The organism is Pirellulales bacterium, assembly GCA_035499655.1.
In the GTDB taxonomy this organism is placed as follows: domain Bacteria; phylum Planctomycetota; class Planctomycetia; order Pirellulales; family JADZDJ01; genus DATJYL01.
The window spans coordinates 28,297-52,474 of record DATJYL010000179.1 but is presented as its reverse complement, the minus strand read 5'-3'; the positions used below and the strand labels follow the sequence as shown (position 1 = coordinate 52,474).

Below are 24,178 nucleotides of genomic sequence, written 5' to 3'. Positions count from 1 at the left end.
CAGGGTTCAGTATAAAGCCGCGACCGGTGGTCGCGCAATGCGGCGGCTGCGGTAAACCGCCATGATAACGCAGTTTGCCCATTCGATGGAAGGCGAAAGATTGCGGCAACGGGTGCGATCGGATTACGTTAGGGCCGACATGCTAAGCCGCCAGCGGAAAGATTATCGCTCGTGCAGGTTTCAAAGCTTATCTTCCGTGCAGACTGCAGGTGTCGTTGTCGCATTGTTCGATCTTGCCGAAGCGGTAGCGGCGTTTGGCCACTTGGCGGTAAAGCCATTGCCACAGGGGCAGGCTGCCGGGAATGTGCAAGATCGGAGCGAACCACCACAGCCGTCGCAGGCGGCGCGAAAGATAACGAATGGCCGCCGCCCCGCCATGGGGATTGCCTTGGCCATCGACCACGTACATTTGCGCCATCAGCATGTCGTGCGTGAGATCGGGAAAACGGCGGGCCACTTCCGGATCGTGCAACGACAGGTACGACAGCCGCCCTTGGCAATCCCACCAAACGAGCGAACGGATTTGGGCCGTGCACATGCGGCAGTTGCCGTCGTAGATGACAATATCGGCATCGGGGCGCTGGGCCGGCGTCGGCAAATGTTCTGCGACAGGTTGGCCGGGGACGGCAACAGTCATGAAGGCTGAATCTATATAAGGAACGGGTGATTACGAAGCCTGATTCGCAGGACTGGGGAATTATACGTTTTTCGGGTGTTCGGATAAAATGCAATCGGAATAGAATTATTAGCGTCCGCCGTCGTTTTTCTCGGCGAAAAATGACGGCAATGCCGGATCGAGAAAAGATGCCATATAATAGGTGTTGAGTTGGCGGGATATGCTAAACCGCAAGCAGCGTGGGTTGGTCAACGTAAAGCCACGGATCGAACGACTTATGGACGAGCTTATTAAACAAGTTCGCAAAGCGCGACGGCGATTGATGCTGCAGCGGTTTTTGGCTGCGCTGGTGCAGAGCCTGTTTGTCACACTGGCGCCGGCGGCGGTGGCCATCGGCATACAAAAATGGTTGCTGACGAATGTGGACGGTTGGCATTGGGCCGTGTGCTGGTTGGTCGGGGCTGTGGGAACGGCGATCATAGCGGCAGCGGTGTGGACGTGGATGCATCGCTTGCCGGAATTGGAAGCGGCCATCGAAATTGATCGCCGGTTCGGACTGAAGGAGCGCGTTTCCAGTGCGCTGGCGCTGACTGCGGGAGAGTTGCAAACGCCGTTTGGCCGGGCGTTGATGGACGATGCGCGGGGACGAGTTGACAAACTGGAAGTGGTTGGGCGGTTTCCGATTGGGCTTGAGCGGCGCGCATGGTTGCCACTGATTCCGGCGACGGCGGCGTTCGCGCTTTGTTTATCGGCAGATCCGACTCGGCCTATGCAGGCGGATGCCAATGCCAACACGGTGGCGGTGAAACAGCAAATCGACGAATCGGTGAAGCCGCTGCAATCGAAGCTGGCGGAGCGCGCCAAGCAGGCGGCGGATGCGGGGCTGAAAGACGCCGAGGATTTGTTCAAAAAGCTCGAGGCAGGAACTCGCGATTTGGCGAAGAAGGATGAGACCGATCGCCACGAGGCCACGGCCAAGCTGAACGATTTGGCCCAGCAATTGGAGCAGCGGCGCGGTCAACTGGCCGAGGGGGAACGGCTGAAGGAACAATTGGCCGGGATGAAAAATCTGCCCGGTGGTCCGGCCGACAAGCTGGCCCAGGAATTGAAGAATGGCGACTTCGACAAAGCGCTCCAGGAAATTGAAAAGCTGCAAGCGCAATTGTCGCAAGGGCAGCTCGATCCGGACAAGCAAAAGCAGTTGGCCGAGCAATTCAACGCCATGAAGTTGGCGCTTGAGACAATTGCCGACGCGCAGCAAAAAACAGAGGAGGAATTGCAAAGGCAACTTGCGCTGGCCATCAAGGCGGGCAATCAAGACGCGGCCAAAAAACTGCAGCAGCAGTTGCAAAAGCTGGGCGAGCGACAACAGCAGATGGATCAACTGGAGAAGATGGCCAGCATGTTTGGCCAAGCGAGCCGGGAGATGAAGTCCGGCGATACCGGCCAGGCCCAGGCGGTGTTGAGCGAAATGGCGCAGGATTTGACACAGTCGCAGCAGGAACTGGCGGAGATGGAAATGTTGGAAACCACGCTGGACGAAATCGACGACGCGAAATTCGCCATCAACTGCCCCTTGGGATCCAGTGCGTGCCGCAACGGGGAAGATCGCAGCACAAAGCCAGGGAGCAGCGCCGGCGGCGATGGGCAAATTCCGGACGCGCTGGGCGGTTCCAAATTCTTCGATTCGAAAGTGAAGCAAGAGATCGGCCATGGTGCGGCGGCGATTACCGGCCTGGTGGATGGGCCCAACGCCAAGGGACAAGTGGCCGAAGAGATTAAAAGCGAAATGGAAGCGGCTAAGCATGATTCGTCGGACCCGTTAACCGGCCAACGCTTGCCGCGCCAGGAGCGCGACCACGTGCAGCAATACTTCGACGCTTTTCGTCAGGGGCCGTAGGGCGTTCGCCGGCGGTTCTTTCGCCGAAATTGCCGCGAGATTTGCAAGTTATAATGGAGGTAGGTTGAGCGCGGGGCTGCGAAACTTTCGCCATTGGCATTCGGGCACTTCTGTATGTTTCAAGCACTGTTATTGCTGGGCGTGTTGCTAGCGAGTTGGGCCTCGGCCGATGTGAAGGTAAACGTCGAGAAGTGGCCGGACGGCTCGCTCAAAATGCGCCAGGAAGTGGCCGATAATTTGCTCGGCAAAATGGTTCCTAACGGGGTAGAAACGCATTATCAGCTTGGCGGAGGAAAGGACTCGGAAGTGACATACCGCATGGGGGTGAAAGAGGGACCCTGGCGCGAGTATTACCCTTCGGGCCAGCTCAAAATCGAAGGCACATATCATCACGGGCAAAAAGACGGCTTGGAAACGCGGTACACCGAAGACGGGCAGAAGTCGAGTGAGCTGCATTACCAAGACGGCCAGCGGAATGGGAAAGTGACGGATTGGCAAGGCACGAGCAAAGTCTACGAGGCAGAATACGACCACGATAAACTCGTTGGCGTGGGGCAGGAATGGTACACCAACGGAGCGCCCAGCTCGGTCCGGCATTTCAAAGCCGGCATACAGGAAGGCCCGGAGCAACGCTGGTATCCTGATGGGCGAAAGTTCGTCGAGGGCAACTACGTTGCTGGATTACGGGACGGCGAATATCGCGAATGGTTTCAGAACGGGCAGCTCAAATTTTTGGCAGATTATAAACACGGTTCGCCCAACGGCAAAATCCAGGAATGGTTTTCCGATGGGGCGCTGAAAAGCGTCGGGCAGTATGTCGATGGCCAAATGGATGGAACCTGGAAGGAATGGAAGGAACTTCCGGACGAAGAGGCAGCAGCTGACAAGGGTAAGAAGCATTTGGCGGACACTGCCAAAACAACCGCAGATTCCGCCGCAACTTCGGCGGGCGGTTTGGACAACCCGGCTGTCGTGAACGATGCCAACGGAAAGGATGCAGTGAGCGATAAGACGAGCGTACTTGATGCCGGCGAGACATCCTATGCCGGCAAAACAACTGCTGCCGGCGACAAAAAACTGGACGGCCAGAAGAACGGCAAAGACGGCGAAAAGAACCCAGCGGATGCTAAAACCGCCTGCGATGCGCCGACGGACGAAAAACCTCCGGTGCATCCGCTATCGGCCGAGCGGAATTACAAGCACGGAATGTATCAGGGAAAGCAAATTACATATCACGAAAATGGTCAAAAGGAGTTAGAAGTTTCGGTCGAAGATGGGCTGCGCGAAGGACCGTACACTGAGTGGTACGATAACGGCCAGGTGCGGTCCGTCGGAAAATATTTCCACGACCAGCTCAATGGCGAGATTGATTATTGGTACGAAGATGGCCGTCCTTGGGCCGTGAATAACTTCTTCCACGGTTCGCCCGTGGGTCATTGGGTGCAGTGGGACAAAGACGGCAACGCCGTCACGAATTAAAGCAATTGTCCCGTGAATCAGCCTTTCCTGGCTGAGCTGTGCTCGTAATCGTGAGGCAGGAAAGCCTGAATTACCTTTGTGCGCGAAGGAATGAGGTCGCCGGCCTGGCCGGCTTTCGCTGGCCAGTTTTCACAGACCTACTTTGAAACGGCACAACGTTCCGCCAGCTTATCCCTTGAATTTCTGCGGCAGGGTATAGGAGTACAGGATGGTCACCGCGCCGGCGGAGACCAGGCTCCAGGGAACCCAATCGGGCGGGGCGACAGTGATTTCAGCTGGTCCGCCGCTGTCGCTGCTGGGATTGGTGAGCGTGGCCTGGTCGATAAGCATCGATTCCACGCCTAAGACGACCAGAAACAGACCGACCGCGAGAAAGAATGAGCGCCACATGTTTCTGAGCTCCTGCAAATAATCGGCGGCCGGAACATTGGCGACATCGCCGTGGCACACCGACCGCCCCGAATCATCATCGACGCGTGGGGCGAGGAATCTCCGGCCCGATGCGAGGCGCACTGTCCATGTCGAAAATGCGGTGTGTAGCGATTGGGCGAAGTTGAGTTGTTTTTTCGCGCGCAGCAGAGCGAATCGCGGGGAGGACTGCTGGTTTGCGTTCTGACGGCCGCTTCACGCCCTGGACAGCGCGGAAGAGGGAAGAGTAGAACAGTTTTCCATGAAAATCGGCATTGTGGGTTATCAGGGTTCCGGCAAAAGCACGCTGTTCCATTGGTTGACCGGCGTGAAAGCCGACCCGGCGCTGGCGCACGTTTCGCAAAGTGCGATGGCGCCCATTCCGGAGGCGCGGGTTGAACCGCTGTGCGGGATTTATCATCCCAAAAAGGTGACCATGGCGGCGCTGGAAATCGTCGATACGCCGGGACTGGCGCGCACTCATGAAGGGAATGCAGCCCGGCTGGCGCTGATTCGCGAGGCGGGCTGTTTGCTGCTCACCGTGGCCGCGCACGGGGGGGCCGATCCGCTGGTCGATTTACGCACCTTCGAAGAAGATTTGCTGCTGGCGGATTTGGACATTGTTTCCGGCCGCGTGCAGCGCTTGGAGGAATCGCTGAAAAAGCCACGGCCAAAAGATCAGCGGGAACTAGAAGAACACGAACTGGCAGCGCTCAAGATTTTGTTGGCGACATTGGAAGAGGGAAAACACGCGCGGGAGGCGGCGCTTTCGGAAGAGCAATGGAAGTTCACCCGGTCGTTTCGGTTGCTGACCGAAAAACCGAAAATGGTGCTGGTGAATTTGGCGGATGATGACCCCGCGGACAAATACCCGCCGCCGTCAAGCGCTGCTAGTCCAGAGAAGGGTGCGCCGTCGTTGGCTTGGGCCGCGGTGCCGCTGCGACTGGAAATGGATTTGGCTGAGATGAGCGCGGAAGATCGCCACAACTTCGAAAAAGAATTCGGCCTGGAGCGGGTCGATCGGGACCATGTAATTCGGCAGATTATGAAAGCCTCGGGGCAGATGCTGTACTTTACCGCCGGCGAGAAAGAAGTGAGGACCTGGATTTTGCGTACCGGTGGCACGGCCTTGGAAGCGGCGGAGAACATTCACACCGATTTAGCGCGTGGCTTTATTCGAGCCGAAGTGATGCACAGCGACGACTTGATCCGCCTGGGGAGCGAACGAGAAATTAAAGCGCAGGGCCTGATGCGGCAGGAGCCGAAAGATTACGTCGTGAAAGAGGGAGACATTTTGCACATTAAGTTCAGCGTTTAGTAAATGAAAGTGGGACGTCGCAGCGTTGTCGTTCCAGTTCCAACATTTGCGCACCGACGTGGCAATTGCAGTCTTTTTTCTTGCAATGATTGATTCCGCCACGTTATGATAGGGTCCAACGAATTGTGCAATTTCGTCGGTGATGCGCTGTTGAAATCGATTGGCGTCGAACGCGCATCAGGGGAGCATCTGGATTGGGGGGAATTAGGACCGGGAACTTACGGATCGACACCGCTTCGCATTTTTAGAGTACAGGTTTTTGGGACCTGTGCCGCGGAACAGCTTGGTCGAAGCGTCTGAATTCTTTGAGGAGGCAAGGCGTAATGAAATTGCGGTCGTTGCCAGTTCGTTTGGTTATTTCCTTGTTAATGGCTGCGGCTTCGCTGGCCGCGCTGTGGAGCGCTGCTTCACTGGCTGCGGTGCCTTCGTTTCCCGGTGCCGATGGCGCGGGAGCGGCCGCCACAGGCGGCTCCGGCGGGTCGGTTTATCACGTCACGGTGCTGGATTCCAAACTGGGTGACTTGACGCCGGGCACTTTGCAATACGGATTGAAAAATGCCAGTGGGCCAACCACCATTGTGTTCGATGTCGGCGGCACGATTTGGCTCGGCCTGAAGACCACGGATAACGAAGGCTGGGACACGCAAAACTCGATCAACATTCCGCCTAATGTCACCATTGCCGGCCAGACCGCGCCCGGCGGAATTACGCTGATGGGCGCGCAAATTAAAGTCAATGGCCAAACCGTGGCGGGTCAAACTCTGCCCCAAGGCAACGACATTATCCGCGATGTTACGCTCGCCATCGGCTATGGCGAGCGAAAAGCCAACGGCACCAGCAATTATTACGACAATTACACCTACGACAACATGGACATCAATTCGAACCAGGTGATTGTCGATCACGTCACGGCCCTGTTTGCCACCGACGAATCGATTTCGGCCAACGAGATGGCCAGTCACGTGACGGTTCAATATTCAACCATTGCCCAAGGGCAAAGTTATCCCCAGGCCGATGCCCAAAACAATGGCGTCTACACCAGCCATGCATTCGGCGACCTGTGGGGCCTGGGTTCCAATGCGGTGAGCACGTTTTCGCACAATTTGTACGCGAACGAAAACGGCCGAATTCCCACCATTCAAACAGTTTCATCGAAGTTGACCAACAACGTGCCCGCTTACACCGATTTCCGCGACAATGTGGTGTACAACTGGTTTGGCCATGCCGGCTACGGCTCTTCCGGTGAACCCGGGGCGGGCGAATTCGAAGGGAACTATTACAAAGTCGGGCCCGGCGGTGATTCTTCCTCGGGTAACAATACGGACTTCACCATTCATCAAAGCGCCGGCGGCACCAGTCCGTTCAGTAACTCCAGTTCGACCATGGTGTATCAAACGGGAAATGTGTTGCAGAACACGAATGGCACGACGACGACACTCGCCAATTCGAGTTTTGGCAGCTCACCTTTGCAAAGCGGGCCATACACGCAAATTCCTTATAACGGCGTCACCGACACCGCAGCGGTCGCTTACAACCAGGTGCTCAACTACGTGGGCGCGAACTGGCAGAATCGCGATTCCATGGACACCCGGCTCGTGAACGAAGTCATGACCGGCACGGGAAAAATTGCGGCGTTCGATGATCCGAACAACGGCTTCAACAGCGCCGGCGTGTACATGAGCAACGATCCTAATGATCCCGATTTGGAATGGAACAAATTATTGGAACTCCGTTCGGCGAACAACCCGGGGGTGAGCACCGCCAATGGGGTTGGCGCGACAGGCTCAACTTATACCCGACCTGCCAACTTTGATACCGACGGTGACGGCATGCCCGATGTTTGGGAACTGGCGATGGGCTTGAATCCCGCGGTGGCCGATAACAATGGCTCGGTCATGAACGACGGGTACACGAATTTGGATAGCTATCTGAATGAATTGGCCGCCTGGCCCGCCAGCACCGCGCTGATTTTCAGCAACGGCAATGGCAACGGCCGCTATGCGGAAATCGGCAACTGGCAAACCGGGGTGTACAAGCCGACGCGCTATGACACGGTGCAATGCGACAGCGGCACGGTAACGATCGACGTGGTCGGCCAGCACGCAGGAACGCTCAAAATTGCTACCAGCAGCGGAAACACAGCCACGTTGGCAGTGACTGCCGGCTGGCTGGACGTGGCTCAAGATTTGATGATCGGCCCGGGCGGCAACGGGCAAGTGAACCAAACCGGGGGTATTGTGCGGGCCGGCAATTCCGTGGTCATTGGCGGGACCAATCACGCGGGAACCTATACGCTTTCCGCCGGAACCTTGGCCACGCCGTTGCTGACTCAGGGAGCGATGGGGGGAACTTTCAACTTCACCGGCGGAACGCTGCACGCCAACACGGTGAATTTCAGTTTGACCAATGCCGGGGGTGTATTGGCCCCCGGCAGCGACTTGAATTTGCAATTGATCGCCGCCGCCTCGATGCCCGACATCAACGATAACTTGGAAACCATTTTGCCGTTTGTCGGCAGCACGCACGTGGTGGGGAATTTGACGCTGCAAAGCGGTTCGCTGCAGATCGATTTGGCGTCACTGGCCAGCTTCGACACCATCGCGGTCGACAGTCAATTGTCATTGGGGGGCTCGCTCGACGTGGTTTTGGACAACAGCTATTTGCCCAAAGTGGGCGACTCGTGGAAAATCGGCGCCGCCAGCAGCATTAGCGGTAATTTTGCTTCGATTGCTGCTGGTTTTTCTACCAACGTGCAAGGGGGAAGTTTATTTTTGGAATTCACGGGCGTGCCGGAACCTGGTTCGATGACACTGGGCTGGATTGGAAGTTTGAGCTTGCTCGGATTATGTGTTTTGCGTCGAAAGCGTGCTTAGCGTCGCTTTGAGTACGTTAGCCTGACGAGAAGTTGCTGGCTCATAGGAATGCGTGGTCGCGAGGTTTGCGGCGATTCTTTACGGCGCTTCATTGACGGGGGGTGGGCGGATGGCCAGAATAATCGGGGTGTTCATGTGAAAGTCGGAGGGAGTTCATCATGCGCGAGATTCGATTGAGCCGAGTTATATTTTGGCAGGCGACAGTCATTGCATTCACGGGGTCGTGCTATTTTGCATTGGCGGCGGATCAGGGGGCGGCGAAGGCGGCCGGCTCCCTAAGCAATTTGCCGCTGCTGTTGGACGAAACATTTTCAGGCGGCGCGGACCGCTGGCAGCCAGCCAGTCCGGAAGCGTGGAAAATCATCGATCTGGACGGCGGCGGCAAGGCGTTCAGCAACGACAAGGTGACCAATCTCACGAAGAAGTTGCCGCATCGCAGTCCGTGGGACGTGGCTCTGCTTAAGGACGTGAACGTCGGCGATTTCGTGCTGGAAGTGAAAATGCGGGAAACAGCCCACGAGTATCCGCACCGCGATGCATGCTTGCTGTTTGGCTATCAAGACCCGTCGCATTTTTATTACGTGCATTTTGCTCCCGTGACCGGCGATCCGCACGCGGACCAAATATTCATCGTGAACAATGCTGACCGAGCGGCGATTACGGACAAAGATCATCTTTCGGCCGGCGCGAAATGGGGCGATCAAAAAACCTGGCATCGGTTGAAGATTGTGCGAGACGCCGACAGCGGGCTGATTGAGGCGTATTTTCACGAAGACGATGCGCCATTCACCGACGCCGATAAGCCGCTGATGACCGCGCACGACAAAACGTTCGCCTCGGGCCGGATTGGGGTAGGGACCTTTGACGACACGTGCGACATTGCCGAAGTGAAGCTGTGGGGAAATAAAGTGGCGGCGCCGGCGGCGGATGTGAGTTATCCGTAGATAGCGGCGCGTATCGGCAGTTCCGGCGCGACCGGTCCCGGCGCGCCGGGACGGCTTTATGAAGATGCAGGACTGAGTGGGCTGTGGGCCAGCAGAAAATGCTTTTCGCCGGCGCCGGAGGCGAACATGATGGTGGCTTTACGTTTCAGGCCACTGCCGGAGAGAGCGACGATTTTGCCCAGGCCGTAATGGGGATGGCGCACGACCATGCCTTGGTGAAACACTTCCGGCGAGACTGGCGGTGCGGAAGTCGATTCGCTGGCGGCTGTTCCCGCGCTGCGGGCGGCGAGTTCGGCGGCAGTGGTTAAACGAAGTGTGGGAATGGAGACGGCGCCCTCACTCTGCGTTTCTTCGCCGGCTGTTGAATCGCGCGGCGGGAATTCTAAATCGTGCGGATCGAAATCGATGGCGTCGTCGGGGTGCATGTGCTCGCCGTGCAATTCGGATAGTCCGGCGTCAGCAAGTCCTCCATCACCCAGCGGCGCCGCTTTGGGTTGCTGGAAGTCGAGTTCTTCCTGCGGCAGCTCCATGAGGAACGCGCTGGGCACGGTGGGGCGAAATTGTCCGCGGTAATGCCGGTAGCAAGCGCGACTGAGATGGAGTTCCTCTCGGGCGCGAGTGAGGCCGACGAACAGCAGGCGGCGTTCTTCTTCGAGCTGATCTTCCTCGTTGCGGCTGCGCTCGTGCGGGAAAATGCCTTCTTCCAGAGCAATGATGAACACGACGGGAAATTCCAAACCCTTGGCGGCGTGGACGGTCATCAGTGTGACGCGGTCGTCGTCGACTTCCCAAGCGTCGGTGTCGTTGACCAGGGCCGCCTGTTCCAAAAACGCTTCCAGCGCGCCGGGGTCGGGATGGGTTTCGTCAAACTCGCGGGCGGCGGTGAGCAATTCCTCGATGTTGGCCAGCCGTTCCTCGTCATCATCGTCTTCCGATTCTTTGAGGAAGTCGTGATAGCCGGAATCGGCCAGCACGCGGCCGATGATTTCCTCCACCGGCGCGCCGGATGCCGAAATAGCCAGATGATCGAACAAAGCCACGAATTTGGCCACGGCCACAGCGGCCCGCTTGGTTAAGCCCTCGATCAACCCGGCCTCGCGGGCGGCGGAAAGAAGTGTGAGACCGCGGGCGGCGGCGTATTCTTGCAGTTTGGCGATGGTCCCACGGCCGATGCCGCGCGGCGGCGTGTTGATGATGCGGGTGAAAGCCACGCTGTCGCGCGGATTGTTCAGCAAGTGCAAATACGCCAGCACGTCTTTGATTTCTTTCCGCTGATAAAATTCCAGACCGTTGATCATTTGATACGGAATGCCGTATTCGCGCAGCGCAAATTCCAATGCCCGGGAGAGCGCGTTGGTGCGGTAAAAAATGGCGAAGTGGCGCGGGCGGCGGCGGCCGGCGCGAACGTCGCCTTCAATGACGCTGGCAATTTGCTCGGCCTCGTCTTTTTGCGTGGGATGAAAAATCAATTGGACCGCGCGGCCTTCGGCGTTATCGGTGAACAGCGTTTTCAGCTTGCGGCGTTTGTTGAAGGAAATGAGCCGGTCGGCGACGCGCAAAATCCGTTTCGTGCTGCGATAGTTTTGTTCCAGCCGCACAATTTTGACGTTGGGGTAATCGTGTTCAAAATCGAGAATGTTGCTGAGGTTCGCGCCGCGCCAGCCGTAAATAGATTGATCGGGATCACCGGTGACGGCCAGATTGGGATAGTCGACCGACATCGCCCGCACAATGGTGTACTGCGCCAAGTTGGTGTCCTGATATTCGTCGACCAGGATGTAACGGTAGCGTTCGTCCAGGCGGCGACGGATTTCGGGATTCTCGCGCAGCAGCACGGCGGTGTGCAGCAGCAGATCGTCGAAATCGACCGCGCCGCTTTCCAGCAGCCGTTTTTGATATTCCGGATACACGCGGGCCACGATGGCGCCGACGGGGCTGCCTTTGCGCGGCTCGTATTGTTCCGGCGTGATGAGATTGTTTTTCGCCCAACTGATGGCCGATTGCACACGCTCCGGCGTAGTGTGGGTGAGATCTAAATCGAGAGTTTCAAGCGTTTGCCGCAGGGCTTGCGCGCTGTCGGACGTGTCGTAAATGGTGTAGTTTTCGGGCAGTCCGATGTGCGGGGCATATTCGCGCAGCAGGCGGGCACAAAAGCGGTGGAAGGTGCTCATCCACACGGCGGCCAGTGGGGCGAGCAGGGCCACGCGGCGCTTCATTTCGTCGGCAGCTTTGTTGGTGAAGGTGAGCGCCAGAATGTTCCGCGCGGGAATGCCCAACTCCAGCAAATGCGCAATGCGGTGTGTGACCACGCGCGTTTTGCCGCTGCCGGGTCCAGCCAGAATAAGCAGCGGACCATCGACATGCCGGACAGCGGCGAGTTGAACAGGGGTGAGTTGCTCGGTGTTCATGCGTCGGAGTTCAGGGGGAAGGGTTCAGGGTCCTGGGAGGCAGGGAAGAGATCACAGTTCAGTTCACGAATTTCTGAACCCTGACTTCTGAACCCTAAACCCTCACATACCATACATCAGTATACCGCTAGCACCGATGCGGCGTAGTGGAGTTGGTTGCTAGCATCGGCCGCGCGAGTGTAAGCGAAGGATGGCGGGCACAAAAAATTCTGGGAAATTTAGGCAAGGTAGTTGGCGAGATTGCAAAAATCGCTATACTTACCGCTTGATATCTGGCGTGAAATCGAACTCACGGTGGGGTCGCGCGCCAGCACACTATTGCTTGCTTGACGGGAGGGAACCCATGAGTCGGACTCGCATTCCGCTGAACACGATCAGCAATCCTCAAGACGATTTGGCCGAACGGTTGGAGATGAGCACCGCGGAAATCGGCCTGTCGGTGAGGACCACCAATTGCCTGGAGGAGCGGGGCATCTTTACGGTGGACGACTTGCTGCATTGCACCCGGGAAGATTTGCTGAGCATTTCGAACTTCGGCGAAAAGACGCTGGAAGAAGTCTACAAAGCGCTGGAAAGCATCGGTTTTTATCGGCGCAGTCGATACCCGGAAGCCAGTGTGGCGTAGAAGAGTGACAGGGAAAAACGGCTGTTTTAGCCGCAGGAAAGTGCTGTGAAGCGGTCGGATGGCCGTCGCCAGGTGGTTCCGTGCAATGGCTACAGGCTGACTTTGCGGCGGATAGGGTGTAAACTCAACCGGCGGCGCGCCGTTTTCGTGCGCTCGGCCTTTCATCTTTTTCCCCAACCCAGTTACAGACGTGGCTCGATCGTTCCGGATGTTCGGTAAAAAGCGCGGCCATCGTCGCACCGGGTCAAAAACCCTGCGGAATGCCGGCGAGATTTTGTTCTTCGCGCTGTTGTTTGTGTTGGGAACGGCCTTTTTGGTGTTGCTGTTGGCGCGGAAGGTGATTCCGGAATGGCGCGCCAATCACGAATTTCTGGAAACCACGGCCACGGTCCTCGACAAGCGGATTGAGCATCGGCACGATCCCGACGGAAATCTTTTGTTTGTCCCGCAGGCAAAGATTCATGATGAGCAGTCGCCGGACGACATCTGGACCTACGACATTTCGGCCAGCTCTTATAGCCGCGACGCCGATGCGGAAGCGCTGTTAGATCGATTCGAGGTGGGACAAACGTATCCCTGTTGGTACGATCCGTTGAACCCAGAGGTGGCGGTGTTGGTGCGTGGCTACAGTTTGTGGTTTTGGATGTTGCTCTTGGCGCCGGTGGGCTTCATGCTGATTGGGGGCGGGCGGTTGGCGTATACGCTGTGGCACTGGGGGAAATCGCCGGAGCATCAGGCGGCGCGCGGGCAACTGGGGCGGATCGACTTATTCGAAGAACTAGGCGCGCGGGAAAAAGATTTTCCCACCATTCCGCACGATGCGGATTTAACGAACAGCCCCGGCACGCATTTTCAATTTCGCTTGCCCAGCAGCAGATCGCAAGGGTGGCGATTGCTGGGGGCCGCCGCGGCTTGCCTGATTTGGAACGGTTTGGTGGCGGTATTTGTCGTATTGGCGGTGCGGAAGCATGTGCAAGGAGAGTTCGATTGGCGGCTCGATTTGCTGGTACTGCCGTTTTTATTGGTGGGTGGCTTTTTGATCTATTACTTTGTCCGCGAAATTTTAATTGCCACCGGCGTGGGCCCCACGATTATGGAGATTTCCGATCATCCGCTGGTGCCGGGCCAAGCGTACCAGGTGTATGTCTCGCAGCAGGGGCATTTGTCGATGAAATCGCTGGAGGTGCTGCTGCGGTGCGAAGAACAAGCCACGTTTCGGCAAGGGACCGATACGCGGACCGATCGGCGGGAAGTCTTCAGCCAGCGGCTGTTTCGAACCGGAGACTTTCAAATTTTGCCGGGCGAACACTTCGAAACCCGTTGTGAATTGCGAGTGCCGGAGGGAGCCATGCATTCGTTTGAGGCTGACCATAATCAGGTGCAATGGCGGTTAGCGGTGCGGGGCGAAGCCGAGGGCTGGCCGCCGTTCGAACGAAGTTATCCGGTTGTGGTTTATCCGCCGCCGCGGACCAACGGCAATGTTGCGGCAGAGCCTGTGGATCACGTGCGGAACGAAGTCGGCGTGTAACCTGTGAGTGGGTGAGTTCGAATCGCGATATGATCAAAATGCTCAGCCAGCCGCTGATTAGCATTCAAATTGACCAGCGCCAGCAGGTGTTCGAGCCTGGTGAAGTGCTGGCCGGAGCGTTTCAAATTGATGCCGTCGAGCCGGCGGAATTGAGTTCGGTGGAAATTTCCGTGCTGTGGTTCACCGAGGGAACAGGCGATGAAGACCTGGGCGTGCATTATTTTGAACGTTGGTCAGCCGCCGATGTTCCCGAATTGAATTTGCACCAGCGGCGGCGGTTTCAAACCGTGTTGCCCAACAGCCCGCTGAGTTATGAAGGGCTGTCAGTGAAAATCTGTTGGTGTGTGCGAGTGCGGGCGTTTTTGCGGCAGGGGCGCGATTTTGTGGCGGAAAAATCGTTTCAGCTTGGAAACGTGCCGCTGATCCAGCCGCAGGCTGAAGAAGCAGTGGAAAAAAAGAGCGATGCCCAGGCCGGTGGCGAGTAATGGAAGCCGGCGGCAAATAAAGCAGGTGGTGAGTCAATGAGTGCCGAAACGCAAACACAGGCACAAACGGTAGTCGCCACACGAATGAGCAATCCGTTTGCCACGCGCTGGGTGCGGCCCGGGGCCGTGCCGTATATTTTTTCGCCGGAGGCAAATGCCAAATTACTGATCGAAAAATTGCGCCGGGCAAATTGGCGCGGCGCGATTGTGGGTCCGCACGGCAGTGGGAAATCGACACTGCTGGCCACGCTGCTTCCCTTGATCGAGTGCATGGGCATCTGCGTGCGGTGGATCACGCTGCACAATGGGCAGAGAAATTTGCCGCAAGGCGTGCTCACGCTACCTCTTTTACAGAAATCGTCGGAGACAGGACCGCGGGAATCAGAACGGTCGGCGGCGTTGATTGTTGTCGATGGTTACGAACAGCTGAGTTGGTGGGCACGGCGACGGCTGGCGACAGCGTGCCGCCGCAGCGGATGGGGATTGCTGGTTACCATGCATCGAGAGCCTCGCCGAAACAAGTTCCCTGCGATCTTTTTTTCAAAGTTCTTTGATTTCCCGGTGCTGTTTCGCACGGCCGCCGATTTGCCGACGCTTCGACACATGGTCGAGCGAGTATTGCCGCCGCACGGTGGATATATTCATCACGAAGATGTGGCGACGGCCTTCCACAGCCAACAGGGCAATGTTCGCGAAGCATTGTTTGCGCTGTACGATTTGTTCGAGCAGCGCCGGCACATTTCTAATTAGCCGGCTGCATCGCCCCGAGAAGTGGGTAGCAGCTCTGTTTGGATTAACTTCGCGGTTTTAGCCATCCGTCGGAATTCGATCAGAATTTCAGTTGGTGTCTTGGCCTGTAGTGATTCAATTTGCAGGTCAAGCTTTGCGATTCGTCTTTTTTGCTGGACCGTTAGTTTCACTGACGGCATCTCTCCGATTTGTGCGCGCACAACTTGGATTCTTGCGTCACGTACCTTTGCCGCTGCTTTGTTGAGTTTGTGCTCACTTGTGGTTTGACGAAGCAATGTGCGAAGCGTATCAGCTCTTTTCTTTAGAGTGAGCATGGTTCGAGGCAGTTTACGCATTGGCAGTTCATTTCTTTGCCCAGGACACGTCTTTGCCCAGGACACGGCTTGCCGGATGCGGGTTCAGGCTTTGCGGGTCGCTATCGTTTGCAGCTTTCGTTTGTAACGATTGTAACAATTACAGCGGCGTCATCGCTGGCAAACGTCACCCTGCAATGTTTTCATACATTTTGCAACGTTGCGTTTTTGTAACCTACGCTTGGACAAGCGGTGGGCGCGAGATTTGCGCGCCGTGGCGCTTCGGCGCACGGTTCGCACTAGCGTTGGTGAAGAGTTGAGTGAAAGCAACACACCATCGGCACACCTTGTGCAATGCAGACGTGTTGCCCACGAATAAAATTCTTCCAAATGGTCGCTGGTGCGGGTGCGCTGATTGACATTCCGTCGACTTACGGATTTAACAAAATAAGGGTTCCTGTTGCGTATCGGAGCGATACTATGTTCAAGAAATTTGTCCGGGGCATGTCGGTGGTGGTGGTCATCAGTTCCATGCTGTTGAACACCAGAGCGAGTCAGGCTTGCTGCTTTACCGACTGGTGCTGCTGCAATTGGTTCAAGGCAAAAGAAGCCGCGCCGGTTTGCCCGGCGCCTGCGCCGGCGTGTGCCGTTTGCCCGCAGCAGATCAGCTACGTGCCGACGACGAGCTACCGCACCGAATACACGTGCACTCCGTGCACTTCATGCCAGCCGGTGAGCACGTGCGATCCGTGCGGCGGAGCGCAAACGGTGATGCAGCCGGTGACCAGCTATGTGCGGCGGCCCGTGCTGGTGCCGTACACCAGCTATCGGCCGGTCGTGACGCAGTTGAATTATGCGGCTCCGGCATGCACAAGCTGTGGCGCCAGCACGCCGTATTACAGCGGAGCGGCAGCGGTGTCGTACAGCCAGCCGGCCGTCGCGGCGGGACAAGCTTATGCAGCGCCAGCTTATGCAGCGCCGAATTATGCGGCCGCCCCGGCGTATGCGACGGGCCCAGCCTATACCGCTCAGCCATCGTACAGCGTGCAGGCCAGTGCACCGGGAATGGGTTCGCCGGGCATGAGCGCACCGGCCCTGGGCACACCGACGCCGGCGCCGCCACCTAGCGGCGGCATGCCGAATACGTTCCAGCCGAGCGGCACAGCGCAACCCAGCGCGGCGCCGCCGGTCAATTCGTCGCTGATGCCGACGACGCCGATTCCAGATACCGACAAGTTCAATTCCGGCAGCGCTCCGCGGTTGTTGGATCCGCAGGACCGGACCACGTCGACCTCGCCGATGAATCCACCCATGATCACCCAGGCGATTTTCAACACAGCGGACAGCAGCACGGTGTTCCACCAGGCCACGTATCAACCGAATGCCCAGCAAACTGCCAATGGCGGCTGGACCACGGGCACGGACAGTGGCGCGTCGATGGACGGCTGGCAAGCCAGCAACGGACAGTAAAATAATAACTTAGAATCAAACAGACCCACGGCAAGCCCGGGTTTTTTACCCGGGCTTTTTTATTGGAAATTTGGTTGACTGGAATTCTGGTGATGGTGATGCCGCTGTCCGATGAGAAAGTCACACTCACGCGGTGTCGAGAAGTTTGACGTTGGGGGCCAGCTCGGCGATTTTTTCTTCCATGTAGCGGATCACCTGGGCGGTCGTCTTGAGCTTTAAGGCACGCTGCAAAATTCTTTCGGCTTTGGTCTGCGTCAGATTCGAGATCAATTCTTTGATGGTGGGAATGAACGCCGGGCTCATGCTGAAGCTGCGCAGGCCCATGCCGAACAACAACACCACGGCGCGGGGGCGGCCGGCCATTTCGCCACACAAGGTAACGGGCTTATGGGCCCGATTGCAGGCGGCGATGGTGTTGGCCAGGACGTGCAACACGGCGGGGCTGAGTGGTTGGCACAGGTGGCTGACGCGAGGGTTGTCGCGGTCGGCGGCCATCAAGTACTGCACCAAATCGTTGGAGCCGATGGAAACAAAATCGACGACTTCCAGCAGCGATTCGATCATGACGGCGGCGGCGGGGACTTCGAGCATCAGTCCAATGGGAACTCGGCCGAAAGGCTTGCCTTGCTTGCTTAAATCGCGTTGGGCCCGATCGACCATGCTGCGCACTTTGCGAATTTCTTCCAGCGTGGTAATCATGGGGAACATGAGCCGGACGTGCTTTTTGGGCCCGGCCGAGGCACGCAGGACGGCCCGAATTTGTGTGGCGAAAAACTCAGGGTGCTCGAACGAAAGGCGGATGGAGCGCCAGCCGAGGAAAGGATTGGCTTCGCTGGCATGGCCGAGGTAAGGGATGGTCTTATCGCCGCCCAAATCGAGTGTGCGAATGGTGACGCGGTGATTGGGGCTGGCGGCAATGATTTTTTTGTATGCGGTGGTTTGTTCCTCTTCGTCGGGGACGTCGGGATGGGTGAGGAACAAATACTCGGTGCGGAACAGGCCGACGCCCGATGCACCCATTGCGCCGGCGGCTTTGGCGTCAGATAAATTGTTGATGTTGGCCATCAGCTCGACCTCGATTTTGTCGGCGGTGATGGCCTGCTGGTGCCGGTTGGCGGCGAGATGATCTTTGAGATCGAAGAACTCGCGTTGCAGTTTGCGATAGGCGGAAGCGGTTTCGGCATCAGGATTGACGATGACGTGGCCTTCGCGACCGTCGACGACGACTAAATCGCCATTTTTCACGTGCTTGAGCATGCCGCGGACGCCGGAAACGGCGGGGATACCGCGGCTGCGAGCTAAAATTGCGGCGTGGCTGGTTTCGCCGCCGGCCTGCGTGACGATGCCATGCACTTCGCGATCGCCCAGCATGACCACTTGTGATGGGAGCAGTTCGTCGGCGATGAGAATGAGCGGACCGGATACGGGGGGCTTGTTTTTTTTCTGGAGCATTTCCGACAAGTGGCCGCTGAGGCGGACGGCCACGTCGCGGACATCGGTCAGCCGCTCCTTGATGTATTCGTCCTTGGTGCGGGCAAAGAGACTGGTGTATTCGTTCAGCACGTTGTGCAAGGCGGCGGGGGCCGATTGCCCTTGGTCGACGATCCAGCGGCGGATTTTTTCGGTGAAGGCCGGGTCGTGCAGAATCGATTCGTGCGCCAGGAAAATGGCGGCCTGTTGGGCGCCAACCTGGCTGGAAACTTTGGCGTGCAGAGCCCGTAAATCGGCGGCGGTGGCATCGCGGGCTTTTTCGTAGCGGGCCAATTCTGGCTGGACTTCGGCGGCCGCCAGCCGACGGGTATTCGGATTCACGTAAATTTCGTGAATGCAATAAGCCGTCCCGACGGCCACGCCCGGTGAAACCCCAATGCCTTTTCGCATAGAACAAATCTAGCATCTGGGTGAGGCAGCGGACAGCAGCCGCATAGCCGACGTCCAGTGAATTCCCTACTTCTCGTCGTCATCGTCGTCGCCGATGGGGATGCCGCGCGGCAGCGGAACGGGCGAATTGATCCCTTTGATAGAGCGCCAGATAATCTCGTTGACTTTTTTTGCCGGTGCGGCGTCGGCGTGGGTGAAGTCCATCGCGGTCGAGGCGACAACCATTTCACGCCGCGGATCGAAAGCGCCCAAATCTTGCAATCGTGGATTGCGCTGGGCGATAAGTTCGGCGCTGGGCATGATGGCCTGGAACGATTCGGCGTTGGTGGGAGAGGCATCCCAATCTAAAATTGGATCGGCCACGGCATCGTACTGCGAAAGGGGCTTTAGCCCCAGCAGAAACTCCATCGTTTTGAGCAGGCTGTCGGTGTTGTAAAAGTGATGGTCGACGCTGTGGGCTTTGATCCAGGGGCTGGCAATGTATGCCGTGGTGCGGTGGCAATCGACGTGATCGGCCCCGCTTTGAGCGTCATCTTCGATGATGCAAATGGCAGTGCTATTCCAAATGGGGCTGTGACTGACGGCCTCGACCAATTGGCCGACGGCGTAATCGTTATCGGCCACGCAAGAGCGGGGAGTGTGCTTGCCGGCCGAGGCCGCTGAAGTGTGATCGACCCCCAGGCGAACCAAAGTGAGCGCGGGCACAGCTGCGCCGGCGGGGTTTTTGGCCAGCATCATTTGAAATTCGCGATTCCATTCGGCAAAGCGGCTGGGCATTTCGTATTTGCCATACGTGGTCTCGTTAAACAGCGCGTTGCTTTCGCCGCTTTGCTGGAACACCGTCTGCGGGGCGTCGCTGTCGGGATAATCTAAATCGAAGCGGCGGAAATCGGCATCGGTAATGCCCGCCAGATTGTGCCCGGGGGGCTGCAAACCGGGCGAGACGGGATAATTATCGGGTCCACCGCGGAGGCCGACGGTGCCGTCGGCAAAGTAGAGGAAGAAGCCATAATTGCGCAGCGAAAGGCCGGCCTCGCGGGCGGCATCCCAAATGTTGCGTCCGGTATTGGCGACGTCGGGCACCGGCGGCACGCCGGCGCGAAAGGGAGATTTTTCGGCGGAGAGCGGTTGACCGGCTTCGTCTTTTCCGGGCACGCCGCCGGTGGGATAGCCGTTATTTTCCCCCTCGAAATCGAACTTGCGGCCCCGGTCGGAATAGGCGTAGGGCACATTGCGGACGACGTAGGCATCGGCCATGCCTTGGGTGCTCCAACACCAGCCGTCGCCGCTGACTTCGCCGCAGGCGTAGAGGCTATCGAGCAGTACAAACCGCTCAGCCAGTGCGTGCTGATTGGGAGTGACCTCGCGGCCGAACAATACTAAAGAAGGATCGCCATTGCCTTGCGGTAGATCGCCCAGCACTTCGTCGTACGTGCGGTTTTCCTTGATGATGTAAATGACATGCTTGATTTTTCCGGCAGCCAGGCCGATGCCGGCCAACGGGTTTTCGCCCGCGGGGGTGAAGTTGTCGAGGCGATTGTTTTTCAGCACTTGTTGCGTGGCGGAATCCAAATCGTCGCCGGTGGGGATGCTGACCAGCCCTACGATTCCGTTTAGAAGGCTGCCGATGTAGGCGTGCTTGCGCTTGGAATCGTAGGGATCGGGCATGTTATCGGGGCTGCGAAGTTTTGTGCCCTTGGCGTTGACGACCAGCAGTTGGCCCGGTGCGGTCATAGCCACCGCCGTCGGATACCAGCCGGCCGGAATGAAGCCGAGCACTTTGGCGGCGGGCACATCGATGACGGCGACTGCGTTCATATCGCCCAGAGCAACGTAAAGTTGTTTTTCGTCAAGCGAAAGAGCCATGCCCGTGGGTGTTGCGCCGGGGAGATCGCGGACCAAAGCGGGGCGAAGCAGGATGGTGTTTGTGACGCGGTTGGCGGCGGTGTCGAGGATGGAAATGGTATCGCCCAGCGAGTTGGCGACGAACAAGCGATCGCCGTTTTGAGTAAGCAGCACCGAGTCGGGATGGGCGCCGGTGGGGACGCGGGCGATTTGTTTGATTTGCGCTGGGTTGGTGGTGCCGAGTACGTAGACGCAATCGTCGCGCTCCGCGGCGACGTAGGTTTTGCCGCCATCGCGCTGCACGGCCAGGGCCAGCGGAAAATTCGACGTGCCCCCGTAACTTTCGGAAAAGGTGTAGCGGCCTAGCTCGCTATGGCTCGCTGGATCGTACACGGCCATGCTGGCGGTAAGCTTCAGTGGATTGCCGCCGCCGGAAGCATTGTTGCCGACGTATAACCAGCCGCGGTTGTCGATCGCCAACCCGGCGGGAAAATCTTTGGGCTTGGTCGCGATGGAATCGAGCAGTTTCAATTGGCCGTCAGCGGCGAGCGACAGAACTGCGATGCTGTCGTGTCCGCCTTGGGCGGCGTACAGCAGGCCATCTTTCGAAAATGCCAGGCCATAGTACAAGCCGATGGAATAGGGGGAGCCGGAGGGAGTTTCTTCTTCCGCAGCTTCGCCGCTTTCGCCTTTTTTGTCAGCCGATTTGGCCGATTTACGCTTGTTTTGAAAATCGACGTGCGAGACACCGACGCCATCGGTGGTGCGAATGGACCATAGTGCCTGGCGGTTGCCCATGTCGGTGGTGACGGCATACAGGCCGTCGGGACTGAGCGCGATGTTCATGGGCAGGTTGCCGACATTTTGCTGCATGCTAAGCCGAGGAGTAATGGTTTTGCCGGTGACCAGCGGCTCGGCAGCAGACGGGCTTTTTTGGCAGCCGGCGCAGGTAAGCCAAGTCATCCATGCTGGTGATGACAGTGCAACAAGCATGAGTCTGAGAAGACGAAAGCGCATGAGTGGGATTGCGAACAAAAATGATAGTGTGGAAAGAATCTGCGGTGCGCAAAATCAAACGTCATTAGAGTGCAAGACGCTAGCAGTGTGAATAGCTAGCAGCGACCCCTAAATTGGGGTCGCACTTGGATCGCGGACGAGGTACGGTACGCGGCCCTTATGAACATCTCTTCGCACATTCGTGCCGGTGTAGTACAGGTTGCCCGAATCGCGGCCGTTTTGGTTGCCGTTGCAGCCATACTTTGCGCTCCTGTGTTGGCGTTTGATTACGCCGGGTACGGGACGCCGAATTCCGCGGATACATTTCGACTGCTCGATGAGCCAGCGCAGACGCAAGGGCCCGCCGGGCCGGAAATCGTCGCGTTGCCTAATCCAGCGACTTCCAATCCAGTGCCGCCGATTGCTGCACTGTCCAGTCCTGCGCCCGGTCCAGCGCTTGTGCCCGTGCCGGTTGTCGTAGCGCAGGTTCCAGCGCCGTATTCTAATCCGACGTGGGCGACCCAACAGCCGGCGATTGATTATGTGCCGCCGACGGTTTGTCCGACGCCCATGACATGTCCGGCGGGATGCGGGCTCGAATCGTCTTGGTATACGAAGATCGAATATTTTCATTGGAACGAGACCGTCGATGGGGCGAATTTTGAGACGGAAGAAGGGCCGCTATATACGGTGGGTTATCAATGGCGCGCGGAACACAATCGATTTCGGGCGGAGTTTTTCGGCAGTCAGGTACATTCGGGCTCGGACGTCGATTTTGGCGGCGGCGACATCGAGCCGCTTTCGTCACACACCAATTACCTGGGTGGCCGGGTCGAATACGAATATTTGTTTGAACCGGAAACGCTTCCGCGAATCGACTTTTACGTGGGCTTGGGCAGCCGCCTTTGGTATCGCGTGTTACCGAACGCTTTTACGGAAGAGGGGAGCTTTGTTTTGGGTTATCAGGAGACGTGGTGGACCCTTTATCCGTATTTGGGAATCGAAACGCGGCACAATCCGCAGGCCGATTTGGAATGGTACGCCGCGGGACGCATTGGACTGACGGCCTTCACTTTGCAAAATGCCGATGTAATTCCATCAGTGACGCTGTATCCGAAGCCTGGGCTGGAGGCGGAGGCCGAAGCCGGAGTGCGCGGAAAGCGGTTGTTTGTGGGGGCGTTTTTTGAAGTGATGAGCTGGGCGCAATCGGCCATTTCGGACGGCTGGCTTCAGCCGAACTCGACGATGTACACCGTGGGTCTGAAAACGGGCGTGTACTTCTAGAGCTGGCCATCAGCCACACATCCTTCCGGGCGTGGCTTTCATTGGCCGAAAATCTTTTCTAAAAAATCGTTGACAGCAGTGCGCGTGGCCCGAATTGCTGCCAACTCCGCTGGCGCTACATTACAACCGGCCTCGATCGCATGTCGGCTTTCCGAAATCATTTCAGCGGCTCCGACTCGCGGCATCGACGTAAATGATTTTTCCGACACCAGTTGTGTCTTTCAGGCGATCCTATCTACGCTTGCGGGGAAAGGCAGCAAATTCGATTGACTTGGCAACCGAAAGTGTGGATAATTGTAAGCTGACTGACCAGTCAGTCCGCTCTAAAGTGTGGGATGGCTTACATGGCAATGCCGGCAAAAACGACCGGGAAAAGTTCGTCGAAACGCGCTGTTGATGATCCGCAATGTGCGGCGCGTTGCGAGGAGATTCTAACCCAGGCTGCTCGGCTGTTTGCCGAGCGCGGTTACGACAAGACCGACACGACGCTGCTAGCGGAAACGGTGGGCGTGGGAAAGGGGACGGTGTATCGGCACTTTCCCAGCAAGCGCGAACTTTTTTTAGCGGCGGCCGACCGAGTGATGCGGATGCTGTGTCAGCGGATTGATGCGCGGATGGTGCAAATTGAAGATCCGCTGGAACAGTTGATCATTGGTGTGCGGGAGTTTCTCGCGTTTTTTGCCGAGAACCCCGGCTTCGTGGAATTGCTGATTCAAGAGCGTGCTTTGTTCAAGGATCGCACGCGGCCCACGTTCATCGAACATCGGGCGATGAATGCGGAGCGCTGGCAGGCGTTTTACCGAGACCTGATGGCACAAGATCGAGTACGCAAGATTCCGGCCGAACGCATTACCGACGTGCTGGGGAGTTTGCTGTACGGGACGATTTTTATGAATTATTTCAGCGGGCGGCCCATCTCGGTGGATGTGGAGGCGGACAACATTATCGACGTGGTGTTCCGCGGAATTCTTTCCCCGCGGGAACTCAAGCGGCGCGGATTGTGCGCAGAGCTTAAAAATTAATCACAACTTTCGAGAACCAAGACGTGTTTGCTTTGGGAAATCACAAACGATTG

Annotated in this window: 18 protein-coding genes; 12 read left to right on the top strand and 6 right to left on the bottom strand. The window is 57.5% G+C overall.

Going from position 1 to position 24,178, the window contains the following annotated elements; all coding sequences use genetic code 11:
* Positions 1 to 187: 187 nt before the first annotated feature.
* Positions 188 to 637 (bottom strand): DUF393 domain-containing protein, encoded by a 450-nt coding sequence (locus VMJ32_12685; GenBank protein HTQ39877.1) that lies wholly within the window; start codon positions 635 to 637, stop codon positions 188 to 190.
* A gap of 256 nt (positions 638 to 893) precedes the next feature.
* On the opposite strand from VMJ32_12685, the gene VMJ32_12680 reads away from it, so the two are divergent.
* Both VMJ32_12680 and VMJ32_12675 read left to right on the top strand, forming a co-directional pair.
* Positions 894 to 2,516 (top strand): hypothetical protein, encoded by a 1,623-nt coding sequence (locus VMJ32_12680; GenBank protein ID HTQ39876.1) that lies wholly within the window; start codon positions 894 to 896, stop codon positions 2,514 to 2,516.
* Positions 2,517 to 2,630: 114 nt separating this feature from the next.
* Positions 2,631 to 3,995, top strand: coding sequence for a hypothetical protein (locus VMJ32_12675; protein ID HTQ39875.1), 1,365 nt, complete (start codon positions 2,631 to 2,633; stop codon positions 3,993 to 3,995).
* A 168-nt stretch (positions 3,996 to 4,163) separates the two neighbouring features.
* Here VMJ32_12675 and VMJ32_12670 read toward each other — a convergent pair whose 3' ends face one another.
* Positions 4,164 to 4,385: a hypothetical protein gene (locus VMJ32_12670; protein ID HTQ39874.1), complete on the bottom strand. Its 222-nt coding sequence runs from the start codon at positions 4,383 to 4,385 to the stop codon at positions 4,164 to 4,166.
* A 280-nt stretch (positions 4,386 to 4,665) separates the two neighbouring features.
* Here VMJ32_12670 and VMJ32_12665 point away from each other — a divergent pair, with 280 nt between their 5' ends.
* From VMJ32_12665 to VMJ32_12655, 3 genes are all read left to right on the top strand, one after another.
* The gene (locus tag VMJ32_12665; GenBank protein ID HTQ39873.1) at positions 4,666 to 5,721 is read left to right on the top strand and encodes a DUF933 domain-containing protein; all 1,056 of its coding nucleotides are present in this window, start codon (positions 4,666 to 4,668) and stop codon (positions 5,719 to 5,721) included.
* 368 nt (positions 5,722 to 6,089) lie between these two features.
* Positions 6,090 to 8,594, top strand: coding sequence for a hypothetical protein (locus VMJ32_12660; protein ID HTQ39872.1), 2,505 nt, complete (start codon positions 6,090 to 6,092; stop codon positions 8,592 to 8,594).
* A 158-nt stretch (positions 8,595 to 8,752) separates the two neighbouring features.
* Positions 8,753 to 9,538 carry a hypothetical protein gene (locus VMJ32_12655; GenBank protein ID HTQ39871.1) on the top strand — a complete coding sequence of 262 codons (786 nt, stop codon included), beginning with the start codon at positions 8,753 to 8,755 and terminating at the stop codon, positions 9,536 to 9,538.
* Between the two features lie 56 nt (positions 9,539 to 9,594).
* Here the strand turns inward: VMJ32_12655 and VMJ32_12650 are convergent, their stop codons facing one another.
* On the bottom strand, positions 9,595 to 11,946 hold the full coding sequence (locus VMJ32_12650; protein ID HTQ39870.1) for a UvrD-helicase domain-containing protein: 2,352 nt from the start codon (positions 11,944 to 11,946) through the stop codon (positions 9,595 to 9,597).
* A 343-nt stretch (positions 11,947 to 12,289) separates the two neighbouring features.
* On the opposite strand from VMJ32_12650, the gene VMJ32_12645 reads away from it, so the two are divergent.
* The 4 genes from VMJ32_12645 to VMJ32_12630 all read left to right on the top strand — a co-directional run bounded on the left by VMJ32_12645 (position 12,290) and on the right by VMJ32_12630 (position 15,334).
* The gene (locus tag VMJ32_12645; protein ID HTQ39869.1) at positions 12,290 to 12,571 is read left to right on the top strand and encodes a DNA-directed RNA polymerase subunit alpha C-terminal domain-containing protein; all 282 of its coding nucleotides are present in this window, start codon (positions 12,290 to 12,292) and stop codon (positions 12,569 to 12,571) included.
* 190 nt (positions 12,572 to 12,761) lie between these two features.
* Positions 12,762 to 14,099, top strand: a complete 1,338-nt coding sequence (locus VMJ32_12640) for a DUF3592 domain-containing protein (GenBank protein HTQ39868.1) — start codon at positions 12,762 to 12,764, stop codon at positions 14,097 to 14,099.
* Positions 14,100 to 14,128: 29 nt separating this feature from the next.
* A complete protein-coding gene (locus tag VMJ32_12635; protein HTQ39867.1) occupies positions 14,129 to 14,584 on the top strand; it encodes a hypothetical protein in 456 nt (151 codons plus the stop codon).
* 36 nt (positions 14,585 to 14,620) lie between these two features.
* The gene (locus VMJ32_12630) at positions 14,621 to 15,334 is read left to right on the top strand and encodes a hypothetical protein (GenBank protein ID HTQ39866.1); all 714 of its coding nucleotides are present in this window, start codon (positions 14,621 to 14,623) and stop codon (positions 15,332 to 15,334) included.
* On the opposite strand, the gene VMJ32_12625 is transcribed toward VMJ32_12630, so the two are convergent.
* Positions 15,331 to 15,648, bottom strand: a complete 318-nt coding sequence (locus tag VMJ32_12625) for a hypothetical protein (GenBank protein HTQ39865.1) — start codon at positions 15,646 to 15,648, stop codon at positions 15,331 to 15,333. The genes VMJ32_12630 and VMJ32_12625 overlap by 4 nt on opposite strands.
* 459 nt (positions 15,649 to 16,107) lie before the next feature.
* Between VMJ32_12625 and VMJ32_12620 the strand changes: the two genes are divergently transcribed.
* The gene (locus VMJ32_12620) at positions 16,108 to 17,097 is read left to right on the top strand and encodes a hypothetical protein (GenBank protein ID HTQ39864.1); all 990 of its coding nucleotides are present in this window, start codon (positions 16,108 to 16,110) and stop codon (positions 17,095 to 17,097) included.
* Positions 17,098 to 17,223: 126 nt separating this feature from the next.
* On the opposite strand, the gene ptsP is transcribed toward VMJ32_12620, so the two are convergent.
* Positions 17,224 to 18,978 (bottom strand): phosphoenolpyruvate--protein phosphotransferase, encoded by a 1,755-nt coding sequence (gene ptsP / locus VMJ32_12615; protein ID HTQ39863.1) that lies wholly within the window; start codon positions 18,976 to 18,978, stop codon positions 17,224 to 17,226.
* 66 nt (positions 18,979 to 19,044) lie between these two features.
* Positions 19,045 to 21,786: a hypothetical protein gene (locus VMJ32_12610; GenBank protein ID HTQ39862.1), complete on the bottom strand. Its 2,742-nt coding sequence runs from the start codon at positions 21,784 to 21,786 to the stop codon at positions 19,045 to 19,047.
* Between the two features lie 213 nt (positions 21,787 to 21,999).
* Here VMJ32_12610 and VMJ32_12605 point away from each other — a divergent pair, with 213 nt between their 5' ends.
* Both VMJ32_12605 and VMJ32_12600 read left to right on the top strand, forming a co-directional pair.
* Positions 22,000 to 23,103 carry a hypothetical protein gene (locus VMJ32_12605; GenBank protein ID HTQ39861.1) on the top strand — a complete coding sequence of 368 codons (1,104 nt, stop codon included), beginning with the start codon at positions 22,000 to 22,002 and terminating at the stop codon, positions 23,101 to 23,103.
* Positions 23,104 to 23,447: 344 nt separating this feature from the next.
* A complete protein-coding gene (locus VMJ32_12600; protein HTQ39860.1) occupies positions 23,448 to 24,125 on the top strand; it encodes a TetR/AcrR family transcriptional regulator in 678 nt (225 codons plus the stop codon).
* The last annotated feature ends 53 nt before the right edge of the window (positions 24,126 to 24,178 follow it).